The 12,112-nt window shown below is 45.4% G+C and carries 8 protein-coding genes; 3 read left to right on the forward strand and 5 right to left on the reverse strand.

Annotated elements, in window-relative coordinates; all coding sequences use genetic code 11:
• Positions 1 to 61: 61 nt before the first annotated feature.
• Positions 62 to 3,175 (forward strand): efflux RND transporter permease subunit, encoded by a 3,114-nt coding sequence (locus KOE27_RS01750; RefSeq protein ID WP_215237144.1) that lies wholly within the window; start codon positions 62 to 64, stop codon positions 3,173 to 3,175.
• Positions 3,176 to 3,536: 361 nt separating this feature from the next.
• Here the strand turns inward: KOE27_RS01750 and KOE27_RS01755 are convergent, their stop codons facing one another.
• From KOE27_RS01755 to KOE27_RS01770, 4 genes are all read right to left on the reverse strand, one after another.
• Positions 3,537 to 4,646 carry a fatty acid desaturase family protein gene (locus KOE27_RS01755; RefSeq protein WP_215237145.1) on the reverse strand — a complete coding sequence of 370 codons (1,110 nt, stop codon included), beginning with the start codon at positions 4,644 to 4,646 and terminating at the stop codon, positions 3,537 to 3,539.
• 187 nt (positions 4,647 to 4,833) lie between these two features.
• The gene (gene metK / locus KOE27_RS01760; RefSeq protein WP_215237146.1) at positions 4,834 to 6,114 is read right to left on the reverse strand and encodes a methionine adenosyltransferase; all 1,281 of its coding nucleotides are present in this window, start codon (positions 6,112 to 6,114) and stop codon (positions 4,834 to 4,836) included.
• 223 nt (positions 6,115 to 6,337) lie between these two features.
• A complete protein-coding gene (gene lipA, locus KOE27_RS01765; RefSeq protein WP_215237147.1) occupies positions 6,338 to 7,216 on the reverse strand; it encodes a lipoyl synthase in 879 nt (292 codons plus the stop codon).
• A gap of 60 nt (positions 7,217 to 7,276) precedes the next feature.
• Positions 7,277 to 8,050, reverse strand: coding sequence for a hypothetical protein (locus KOE27_RS01770; RefSeq protein WP_215237148.1), 774 nt, complete (start codon positions 8,048 to 8,050; stop codon positions 7,277 to 7,279).
• 244 nt (positions 8,051 to 8,294) lie between these two features.
• Here KOE27_RS01770 and KOE27_RS01775 point away from each other — a divergent pair, with 244 nt between their 5' ends.
• Positions 8,295 to 9,551, forward strand: a complete 1,257-nt coding sequence (locus KOE27_RS01775; protein WP_229252590.1) for a 3-deoxy-D-manno-octulosonic acid transferase — start codon at positions 8,295 to 8,297, stop codon at positions 9,549 to 9,551.
• A gap of 50 nt (positions 9,552 to 9,601) precedes the next feature.
• Here KOE27_RS01775 and KOE27_RS01780 read toward each other — a convergent pair whose 3' ends face one another.
• Positions 9,602 to 10,813, reverse strand: coding sequence for an ROK family protein (locus tag KOE27_RS01780; protein ID WP_229252591.1), 1,212 nt, complete (start codon positions 10,811 to 10,813; stop codon positions 9,602 to 9,604).
• A 358-nt stretch (positions 10,814 to 11,171) separates the two neighbouring features.
• Between KOE27_RS01780 and rsgA the strand changes: the two genes are divergently transcribed.
• Complete coding sequence (gene rsgA, locus KOE27_RS01785) at positions 11,172 to 12,104, forward strand: ribosome small subunit-dependent GTPase A (protein ID WP_215237149.1); 933 nt, start codon at positions 11,172 to 11,174, stop codon at positions 12,102 to 12,104.
• Positions 12,105 to 12,112: the final 8 nt, after the last annotated feature.

Raw genomic sequence — 12,112 nt, forward strand, 5'->3', positions numbered from 1 at the left:
TTTTTGGGAATTCCGGTCCTATCAAAAAAACAGTTACTCTAAGCTAACCACCCGCTTAAAAATGAGTATATCAACCTTATCAATAAAACGTCCTGTCCTGGCCATTGTGATGAACTTGCTCATCATATTGTTCGGTTTTTTGGGATACAAGTTTCTGGGAATGCGAGAATTCCCCTCCATCGATCCCCCGGTGGTATCCATCCGGACGAGTTATACCGGTGCCAACGCGGATATTATTGAGTCGCAGATTACAGAACCTCTTGAAAAACAGCTGAATAGTATAGAGGGGATTAAGTCCATCAGCTCCGTGAGCAGCCAGGGGGCCAGCCAGATCACCGTAGAGTTTGATATTGGCGTGGACATGGAACGTGCCGCCAATGATGTCAGAGACAAGGTGGGATCGGCATCCAGAACTTTACCGCTGGATATAGACGGCCCCCCCGTTGTAGCCAAAGCGGATGCCAACTCGGAACCCATTATTGTCCTTACTTTTAAAAGTGATACCCGCTCACATCTCGAGGTAAGTGATTATGCCGAAAATGTGATTGCCCAGAGATTGCAGACCATTGAGGGCGTAAGTGAGATCAGGATATTCGGGCAGAAGAAATATGCCATGAGGATTTGGATGGATCCCATCAAAATGACTGCGCTCGGGATCACGACACAAGATGTAAAAGCGGCGCTGGATAAAGAAAACGTTGAATTGCCAAGCGGGAAACTGGCCGGAAACAACACCGAGCTTATTGTGAAAACGGTGGGCCGGTTTCGTACCGAAGAAGATTTCAATGAACTGATCATTAAGAATTCCAGTACCCAGACGATCCATCTAAAGGATATCGGATTTGCCCAGCTCGGGCCCGAAAATGAAGAAACAATACTGCGCCTGGACAATGTGCCCATGATCGGGCTGGCCATTTCACCCATGCCGGGAGCCAATTATATCAACATTGCCGAGGAAGTCAACAAGCGGATGACCGCTATCAAAAAGGAGCTGCCCAAGGATTATCAGCTGGAAACTCTCATTGATAATACCATTTTTGTAAAACGCTCAATTGAGGAGGTAGGAGAAACGTTGCTGATTGCCATTGTGCTGGTGGTTATAATCATCTATCTTTTCTTTCGTGACTGGCTTATTGCTTTCCGTCCGCTGATTGATATCCCGGTTTCATTAATCGGGACGTTTTTTGTGATGTATGTAATGGGTTTTTCTATTAATGTACTCACCTTGCTCGCGATTGTACTGGCTACGGGGCTCGTTGTGGATGATGGGATTGTGGTCACGGAGAATATCTTTAAAAAGATAGAAGAAGGCATGAGTCCTATTGAGGCGGCGATCAAAGGAGCTAATGAGATTATTTTTGCAGTATTGTCGACCTCCATTACCCTGGCCTCCGTGTTCCTGCCGGTGATTTTCATGGAAGGTTTCGTAGGAAAACTGTTCCGGGAGTTTGGTATCGTGATTTCGGCTGCTGTACTGATCTCTGCTTTTGTATCGCTGACGCTAACGCCCATGCTGAACGCGTATCTGGTGAGAAAGACACATAAAAAGAGCTGGTTTTACGAAAAGACGGAGCCTTTCTACGAGCGGGTAACAAATAACTATCACAAAGCGCTTGCGGATTTCCTGAAGATACGCTGGGTATCTATTCCGCTTATTGCCATTACCTGCGGAATGATTTATTTCTTTGGTAAGGGTTTGCAGTCTGAGCTTGCACCGCTGGACGACAGGAACTGGTTCAGGATCAACATGACAGCCCCGGAAGGTTCCTCGTTTGAATTTACGGATAATTACGTCAAGGCTGTGAGCCAGATGATGATGGATTCCATGCCAGGGCGGAAAGGGCTGATGATGATCACGTCCCCGGGTAACTCCGGCCTCGGAGCAGCCAATACGGGCACGGGAAGGGTGGCCCTGATTGATAAAATGGAAAGAAAGGAAACGCAGCAGGAAATAGCCGATTATATCAATAAGAAATTAAAACAAATGCCTGATGCCAAGTCGTTTGTGGTACAGCAGCAAACCATTTCTGTTGATTCACGTGGAGGCTTGCCGGTTCAGTACGTGATTCAGGCTCCTGATTTTGAAAAATTGAGGTCCTATCTTCCAAAGTTTATGGAAGAAGTGTCCAATGATCCGACCTTTGCTATTACGGATGTCAATCTGAAATTCAGCAAGCCGGAACTCCAGATTAGTATTGATCGCGAAAAAGCCAAGTCTTTGGGAGTATCGGTTCAGGATGTAGCACAAACGATGCAGCTCGCCTTTGCCGGACAGCGTTTCGGATATTTCACCATGAACGGTCGCCAGTATCAGGTGATCGGGCAGTACGACAGAGCCAATCGGGACGAGCCGCTGGATCTGAAAAGCATGTATGTGAAAACAAATACCGGAGCCATTGTGCAGCTGGACAATATTGTAAAGGCCATGGAAGAAAGCAGTCCACCGCAACTTTTCCATTACAACCGTTACATGAGTGCCACCGTGCAGGCGGCGCTGGCACCGGGCAAAACCATCGGCGATGGTATAGCGGCGATGGACAGAATACGGGACAAACTGAACGACGAAACCATTCAGACCGCCCTGAGCGGCTCATCGCGTGACTATGCCGAAAGTTCCTCTAACACCATGTTCTCGTTTTTCCTGGCGCTGGTTTTGATTTATTTCATCCTGGCGGCACAGTTTGAAAGCTTTATTGATCCGTTTATTATTATGATCACGGTACCACTGGCGATTGGCGGGGCTGTATTTTCACTTTGGTTTTTTGATCAGACCCTTAATATTTTCAGCCAGATAGGGATGATCATGCTGATTGGCCTGGTAACTAAAAATGGTATCCTGATCGTCGAGTTTGCCAATCAGTTGAGGGAGCAGGGAAGGAGTATCCAGGAAGCAGCTCTGGAAGCCGCCACCTTACGTTTCAGACCGATCCTGATGACGAGCCTGGCAACCATCCTGGGCGCGTTACCCATCGCTATGGCCTTAGGTTCCGCAGGGAAAAGTCGTATGTCCATGGGTATTGTGATTATGGGTGGACTGTTGTTCTCGCTCGTACTGACCTTGTATGTCATTCCTGCCATGTATACCTTCCTTTCCCGGAATAAGGATTATGAAAAAATGAAAATGATCGAGCGGATCGCACACGACAGCGAGCTGGAGGAGGAAACCCACGCTTAGGACGTTTTTTGATACCGAAAATTTGGAAGGGGTTCAGTGGAATGTACATTTATGGAAAATGCATATTTCATCCCATCTAAAGCTGTTTATTGTCAAAACCAGTCATGGGTCGTCATGAAGACAGTCAGGATTCACTCTGACACGTAGCAAATAATCTTAACAGACTTTTCGGCAGGAATATACCTGATCAGGCTGCATCACCTTTGATGAAAACATATATTAAGGAATAATGTCTGTTGCTGGGGCTACGGTCAGGTAATAGCTGATCAAACACGGGATAAGATCAATGGTGGATATATTCGGTGTTTATTTAGCTAAAATCTTTCCAGTCAGTTGGTGAAATAGGCACTGAAATGAATGGTTACACAATAACCGATTCGATGGCGTGTGTTTCAGTTCCCATACTTTTCAGCATTCTTACATGGGACCCCAGCGCCCTGAAGAAATTTCTCTTGGCGTTATATTGAAGCCCGTATTCAAGTGCCGTTTCTCTCACAATGGGGGAAAGTGAACGGTAATGTATATGTGAAATGGACGGGAATAAATGATGTTCGATCTGATAATCCAAGCCGCCTATATACCAGGATAGGAACCTGTTTTTTCCTGCAAAATTGGACGTAGTCTGCAACTGGTGGACAGCCCATGCGTTTTCGATACAGCCTGATGTGTCGGGCTCAGGCTGCTCGGTACCTTCCACCACGTGTGCCATCTGAAACACAGTGCTGAGGATCATACCAGCCGTGCAATGCATGGCCAAAAAACCCAGTAGCCACTGTCCAAATGATAACGAGGTTAATAAGAGCGGAATCACACAGATGAAAACAAGGTAGGCCAGTTTGGTTGCCACGAGCCGGATGAGTTCCTTTCTGGGATAACGTTTTGTAAGACCTGATTCAGCCATTTTGTTGAACAAGCTGATCTCCTTAAAATCTTTCCACAAAAAAGAAAAGGTCATCAGGCTATACAGAAAGAAGGCGTAGATGTGCTGAAAGCGGTGAATAAACTTCTTTTTTTCCTGGAAGGATAATCGCAGTAAAAATTTACCGGTGATATCCTCGTCAACTTCATGAATATTGGTATAAGTATGATGCAGCCGGTTGTGTTGCACTTCCCAGTTATAGACATTGCCTCCCAGCAGATATATGGATCCTCCCATTATTTTATTGAGAACTTTAGAAGTCGCCAGTGAGCCATGTATCGCATCGTGCATGACCGACATGCCCACTCCCGCGATGCCCCAGCCCATGGTCACCGCAAGTAGCAGCATTGCCCAGCCGGGTAAATTGAAGCTCAGTATCAGGGTGTAGGGAATGAGGTACAGGGCCAGCATAAAGGCAGCTTTAGACAGGATTTTTTGTCCGCCAGATTTGCATAAATTGTTAGCTGCAAAATGGTGGTCAACTCTCTGCCTGAGAACGTGGAAAAATGTTGATTTTTCCGAATTGGTAAATCTGATTTTCTGATAAAGCATGTAACTGCTGATAATGGATAAGTTATTTGGAAGGCTACTGTATAACGTTGAATGAAGCGGAAAGAATATCTATGGGACGTATATTTTCTCAAATCAGGAAATACTAGCTGGAAGTATCGGAATATTAAAAAAGGAGGAAAGCCATCAAGCTTTCCTCCCCCTGATATTATTTTAACAAACTTGCAACTTACAAAGCAAACGATTCCCTGATCTTATCTACGAAATCAAGCTTCTCCCATGTAAATAGTTCAACCTCCACTTCTTTTTCGTCTCCGTTGGCACCTTTAAATGATTTTTTTACAATTTCATTTTTACGCCCCATGTGGCCGTAAGCAGCTGTTTCCGAGTAGATCGGGTTACGTAGTTTTAAGCGTTGTTCTATTGCGTAGGGGCGCATGTCAAAAATCTCGCCAATTTTCTCCGCAATCGCACCGTCGTTAGCTGCAACTTTTGAAGTTCCATAGGTATTCACATAAAGTCCGCAGGGAGTAGCCACACCGATTGCGTACGATACCTGAACCAGAACTTCATCGCAAAGCCCGGAAGCAACCATGTTTTTTGCAATGTGGCGGGTGGCATAAGCTGCGGAACGGTCCACTTTGGAAGGATCTTTTCCTGAAAAGGCACCACCACCATGTGCGCCTTTTCCGCCGTAGGTATCTACGATGATTTTTCTACCTGTTAACCCGGTATCCCCGTGCGGCCCGCCGATAACGAATTTTCCGGTTGGGTTAATATGGTAAGTAATATCGGCATTAAATAATTGTTGCAGCTCCGGAGTAAGTTTCGCTTTTACCCGGGGAATCACAATCTCGATGATGTCTGATTTGATCCTGGCCAGCATGCTTTCTTCGGAATCGAAGTCGTCGTGTTGTGTGGATACTACTATTGTATCAATACGTTGTGGTACATTTTCGTCACTGTACTCAATGGTTACCTGTGATTTGGCGTCGGGGCGGAGATATGGAATTAATTCCAGTTCGTTGTTGCGAATGGAGGACATTTCCTGCAGGATCTTGTGAGCAAGATCCAAAGCCAGAGGCATGTAATTTTCGGTTTCACGGGTGGCATATCCAAACATCATCCCCTGGTCGCCAGCACCTTGCGCATTCGCTTTTTCTTCAAAATTTTCCGAAACCGCTACCCGGTCCACACCCTGGTTAATGTCTGCGCTCTGGTCGTGAATGGCAGATAGTATACCGCATGAATTAGCCTCGAACATATACTCACTTTTGGTATATCCGATTTTACGGATGACCTCCCGTGTGATTTTCTGTACATCCAGATAGGTATTGGTTTTTACTTCACCGGCTAACACTACCTGACCAGTCGTTACCAGTGTTTCACAAGCTACTTTACTGGTGGTATCCCAGGCTAAAAAGTTATCAATCAGGGCATCCGAAATCTGATCGGCTACTTTATCCGGGTGTCCTTCGGAAACCGATTCCGAGGTAAATAAATATGGCATAAATTGACTGTTTTTAAAATGAATCTTGCATTGCGTGTGTGTTCTGGTACTGGGTATTATCCGACAAAATTGAATTTTTTTAAGAGATTAAACAAATTTTAAATCCGGAAAATCAAATATAGTCTAGTCGGATAATAGGCGAACTCATCCTGTGAAAATAAAAATGCTCCGGCCAGGTTTCTGGAATGGCCGGAGCATTGATAGTAAAGAGGTAATCCCAACTTTAAATAGGCACGTTCACATGCCTTTCTGCGTGATAGCTGGATCGCACCAAAGGGCCCGATTCAACATATTTGAGGCCCCTTCTCAAACCTTCCTGTTTGTAGTTTTCAAACATTTCGGGGGTTATCCATTCGATTACCTCGTGGTGCATTTTGGTGGGCTGCAGATATTGTCCTAGGGTAAGTATGTCCAGCCCATTTTCAACGAGGTCGTCCATCGCTTTGTACACCTCTTCCACGGTTTCTCCAAGTCCTAGCATGATGCCCGACTTGGTTCGTTGCCCGTATTCCTTGGTCCGCCTGATCTGCTCCAGACTTCGGACATATTTAGCCTGCGGCCGAACGCCGCGGTAAAGGCGTTCTACGGTTTCCATATTGTGAGATACCACTTCCTGGCCTCCCTCAATCATCCGGATCAGTGCATCCCAATTGTTTTTAACATCGGGAATTAAGGTTTCTATGGTTGTTTCAGGCGTATTCTGTTTCACCTGCACCACCGTTTGATACCATATTTCCGCGCCGCGATCTTTCAGTTCATCCCGGTTTACGGAGGTAATTACGGCATGTTTTACCTGCATCAGTTTGATGGCCTCGGCTACCCTCCTGGGCTCGTCTGCATCGTATTCATTCGGGCGGCCTGTTGCTACCGCGCAAAAGCTGCAACTGCGTGTACAAACATTACCCAAGATCATGAAAGTTGCCGTACCCGCACCCCAGCACTCGCCCATATTGGGGCAGCTGCCACTCTCGCAGATGGTGTGAAGTTTATAGTTATCAACTAATTGGCGGACTTTCCGGAACTCGGGTCCGGCGGGCAATTTCACCCGCAACCAATCCGGACGTTTTCTGCGTTCGGATGGTATCACTGGTAATTCAATCATATTATAAAAATCTATTTGGCTGTAATTAGCCTGGGGATATATTCTTAACAAGATAACCCGTTACCTTTTCTTGCTTCCGAAATAAAGGGTTATGAATCCGGAAGTGTAAAAACTTTTGTTTTCTGCGAATGCCATGATTTGCGCTTTTCTGGTAAACCCTTCGGCAAGAAAACCAATTTCAATACCTGTTACGTTTTCTCTGAAAGCACTTAGTTCAAAGCTTAAAGCTGTTTTAACGTGAAGTCCCGGAATGATTTTACTCTGCCCGAAACCCTGAAAGAAACTTCCTGCTCCTACAATTCCTGCACCCTGAGAGCTGCCGGTGTGTTTAACGGGATCAAAGGGCTCGGTAACCACCCGTCCGTCCGCTGTCTGATACTGGATCATGTAAGGCTTTTCTATACCCAGCGATGGGCCTGCTGCCAGAATGGCGCTAATGGAAATGCCTTCGTCTTCATGACGGTTAAATAAAGTAATCTCTCTCCCATATTCAGGACGGAGTACAAAAAGATAGTTCTCTTTGCCATAAACCAGCCTGGCTCCCGTTACGAAATCCTGCTGGGAAAGTTCTTTCGGATGTTTGACATTCACCAGCTCAACAGCGAGGTACTTATACTGGTTTTTGCCGAAAAGTTTAGCTTGCAATGCGGAAGACTGGCGGAAAACAACTCCACCCAATATCCCTGAATTGGTATTTGTGGTAACGCCTCCTGAGGTAAAGGTTTTATACCTCTCTTCGGCGTCTTCTGATTTAATCCTGCTGCGTTGCCCCAGTACTGTGGCGGAAAGTCCTGCCACAAGGATGATGGAAAGTAAAAGTTTTATACGACTCATGTGATAGGTTATGTCTTTCCTTGTGTAACTGTCAAGCATCGCTAGGGGGCAGTGAATATACTAATTTAATCGGCATATTCTTCCTTTCGTCCCTGCGTGATTAACGGTTTTTTGTACTTTTATGTTCTATAAACGAAAAAAGAAATGAAACAGCCTGCTATCAGCTTACTTTTTTTCGTTTTGTGAAATTGATGGTCCGCAAAAAATTGGGCCGAAGATAGTTAAACAATTCATTCTTTAGCCCTTGACTTCTTTTTTTTATCAGGCCGGTATTCAAGCACTTAAGGCGGCCATGTCGGTAGGTGCTTTGTTCAGTTCCAAGATGCGGCTGGGCGTGGAAGGCAGAAAGGGCCTGCAGCAAAAGCTCCGCGATTTTCGTAACCGTATCCCGGCAGATGCACCAGTTGCCTGGTTTCACGCAGCATCGCTGGGGGAGTTTGAGCAAGGGAGACCGGTTATGGAGGCGTTCCGTAAGCAATATCCGGATTATTATATTGTTCTCAGTTTTTTTTCTCCTTCTGGTTATGAGGTCCGGAAGAATTATGCTGGTGCTGATTTCATCTGTTATATTCCCTTTGATACGGTGGCGGGCAGTAAGTGGTTTTTGGAGATATTAAAACCAGCATTTGCCTTTTTTATCAAATATGAATTCTGGTATAATTTTCTGAAAGAACTTCGCAGCAGGAATTGTCATATCATTTCTTTTTCAGCTATTTTTCGTCCGGGGCAGATATTTTTCAAACCTTATGGAGGTTTTTACAGGAGCCTTCTTTCCTGTTTTGATCACATTCATGTACAGAACGAAGAGTCGCTGGCACTCCTTCATCAGGTGGGTATCAGGAACTGCTCGGTTGCCGGAGATACCCGTTTCGACCGCGTGATGAGCATTGCGTCAGCAGCTGCCGGGCGCCCCGAAATTGTAAGTTTTATGGACGACCGGCCACGGCTGGTAGCTGGCTCGGTCTGGGGAAATGATATGGAGGTACTTGTTCCGGTTTTGAATCAAACCCGGGGCAGGTTAAAAGCGATTATCGCTCCGCATGAGATCAGAAAGGAACAGATCAGCATGTGGGTGAAATCTCTGGATGGGAAAGCAGTATTATATTCCGAGTTGTCGGAGCACAACCTGGCAATGGCCGATTATCTGATCATTGATAACATTGGCATGCTGTCGTCATTATACCGTTACGGAGATATGGCCTTCATTGGCGGATCATTTGGAGCAGGACTACACAATATTCTGGAAGCAGCCACTTTCGGATTGCCGGTCATCTTTGGGGCTAAGGGCTATCATAAGTTCCAGGAAGCGAAGGATTTGATTGCGCTTAAAGGTGCAGTTGCTGTTTCGGATACCGGGGAAACGCTAAAGCAGATGGAAGGCTGGATCAGCAATCCGGAGCAAATGAGGCTGGCGGGGAGTATTTGTGCAGGATATGTAGCACAGCGCACCGGGGCAACCGATGCAGTAATGGGCATGGTTGCGCAACTGATAAAAAAATAGGAGTACCCAACAGATCGTTTTGTACTCCCAAGTCAGTTTAAAATGGTATTTCAGGAAAATTCTTTGGCAATCAGATGCTCGAAAAGATAGGCCTGCGTGCCCAGCAACCTGGCCTTTGCCCCCAGTTTCGAGATATGTATGGAAAGTGAATTCTTGAAGTCGGAAAGGCAGTACTTATTAATGGCCTGTTCAATAGGGTTTGAAATAAAGGGGCCTGCTTCGGCAAGCAAACCGCCCACGATGATCACTTCCGGATTGAAAAGGTGCACAGCTGTTGCAAGGCCCTTTCCAAGCTCCGTCCCCACATTTCCCAAAAGATCTATTGAAAATTCGTCACCTGCATGAACTGCCTCAATAATATGGGAGGTATCCAGTTTGGAAAGATCGCCCTGTACAATCTGGGTTAGGATGGTCGCTTTTCCGTTTGTAATGCCATCTTTCGCCTGGCGTATCAAAGCCATAGCGGAAGTGATGGTGTCCAGGCAGCCTATTTTTCCACAGTGACATAACATACCGTCAGGTTTAACCTGAATGTGTCCGAGCTCTCCGGCGAAGCCTGATGCCCCGTTGAAAACTTCTCCATTGATAATAATACCAAGTCCAACACCCCAGTCGATGTTAATGGTGAGTACCTGCGATTTATCAACCGCAAATCCGAACCGGTGTTCTCCGATGGTGGTAGCTTTGGTATCGTTAAACAGGCAAACCGGCATATTGAAGTGTTTCCTCAGGTACGAAACCAGCGGAACGCCAGGCGGAGTAAGGTTCAGATAGGTAAGGTTTACGCCCTGCGAGGTATTGATCAGTCCGGGCATGGAAACACCTATGCCCCATAATTTGTCAGGAGAAATATGATGTGAAGACAGGAATATCTCAGTTTCCGCAAAAAGGAGTTCAAGAAAATGGGGCGAGTCATCCAGCCTGATGTCAACTTTTCGTTTGACAATAAGCTGGTTGTACATATCAAAAATCACAAGTTGCGTACCATGGCGGTTGATGTCCATGATCAGCGAAAGGTATTTTTTGGAGTTCAAGCCATAGAGTACCGGAGGACGGCCCGCTCTGGCTGGTCCGGTTCCTGTTTCAATGATCCAACCTTCCCTGATAAGTTCGTTCACGATTCCAGTAGCCGACGGGATACTGGCGTGGAACAACCGTGCCATTTTGTTGATAGAAGTATCACCATTTTTATACAGATGAAGCAATAAATTGCTTCTGATACGGTTTTTTACGAATATCAATAACGGAACTTGGTTCTTCAACTTGAAAGTCCATAAAGTGGAGCGGGATAAATTAAATGTCAGGAGTATATTAACAATTTTTATAAAATGCTGTGCACAATATAAGAAAATAACAAATATTAATAAGCAGAATTATTAAAAAAATTTATTATTAAGCTTGTTTCGAGCCCAAAAAAACTTATTATCATAAAATTATAACAAATATGAATTTACTCTGAATACATGACGATTAATTTTATCTCCTGTGAAGTTCAATGAACCACCTCTGTGGCTGTAGGATAAAACAGGTAACGCGGGAACTTACAAACTAATTTTTGTTCCTTAAAGAATGTTAATCTGCTATATTCGCTCCCAACTGTAACAAGAATAATAATAAGACGTGTCAAGAAAAGGGTTGGTTACCAGATCCACAGGTTCGTGGTATGATGTGCGTGATGCCGATAACGGCCATATCTGGCAGTGCAGGCTTAAGGGAAAGTTTAAGACAATGGGCCTGAAGGTTACCAATCCTATTGCCGTGGGAGATTTTGTGGGCTATGAGATAGAAGATTCAGGAGAGAATTTTGGGATTATCGACACAATTTTTCCCAGGAACAACTATGTGATCAGGAGTTCGGTGCATAAAACGGGGCATGGGCACCTGATTGCGGCCAACGTTGACCAGGCGATCTTAATTGCGACGCTGGTATTTCCAAGAACGTCGCTGGGTTTTATTGACAGGTTTTTGGTGGCCATAGAGTCTTTCCGTATTCCGGGTGTGCTTGTTTTCAACAAACAGGATCTCATCCATGAAGAAATGAAAGCTTTTCAGGATGAACTGATCGGCTTGTATGAAAGCCTGGGATACACCTGTCTGACAACCACAGCGGTTACAGGTGCCGGGTTGCAGGAGTTTCATGATCTGATGAAGGGCAAAACGTCCTTATTGTCCGGGCATTCCGGTGTGGGAAAGTCCACTTTGGTTAACGCCATTGCGCCTGGTCTGGAACTGAAAACGCAGGAGGTTTCCACTTTTGCCAATAAGGGGGTGCACACCACCACCTTTGCAGAAATGTTTGAACTTGGAGAGGGTACATTTATCATTGATTCTCCGGGGATTAAGGAATTGGGGCTGGCAGATATGAAACCTGATGAAATAAGCCATTATTTCCCTGAAATGCGCGCCTTGTTAAATCAATGCAGATTTAATAATTGCCAGCATATTAACGAGCCAGGCTGCTCGGTGAAAGAGGCGGTTGCTGAAGGAGCAATTGCTTTCAGCAGATATGAGAGCTATCTTAGTATGGTAGGCGGAGGAGATAACCGCAAGTAAAATTTTTC

The sequence above is a fragment of the Dyadobacter sp. CECT 9275 genome, assembly GCF_907164905.1.
In the GTDB taxonomy this organism is placed as follows: domain Bacteria; phylum Bacteroidota; class Bacteroidia; order Cytophagales; family Spirosomataceae; genus Dyadobacter; species Dyadobacter helix.

What these genes read in the sequence shown, in the direction of transcription:
- KOE27_RS01750 (WP_215237144.1), top strand. Translation starts at nt 62, where the DNA reads ATGAGTATATCAACCTTATCAATAAAACGTCCTGTCCTGGCCATTGTG.
- KOE27_RS01755 (WP_215237145.1), bottom strand. Translation starts at nt 4,646, where the DNA reads ATGCTTTATCAGAAAATCAGATTTACCAATTCGGAAAAATCAACATTT.
- metK (WP_215237146.1), bottom strand. Translation starts at nt 6,114, where the DNA reads ATGCCATATTTATTTACCTCGGAATCGGTTTCCGAAGGACACCCGGAT.
- lipA (WP_215237147.1), bottom strand. Translation starts at nt 7,216, where the DNA reads ATGATTGAATTACCAGTGATACCATCCGAACGCAGAAAACGTCCGGAT.
- KOE27_RS01770 (WP_215237148.1), bottom strand. Translation starts at nt 8,050, where the DNA reads ATGAGTCGTATAAAACTTTTACTTTCCATCATCCTTGTGGCAGGACTT.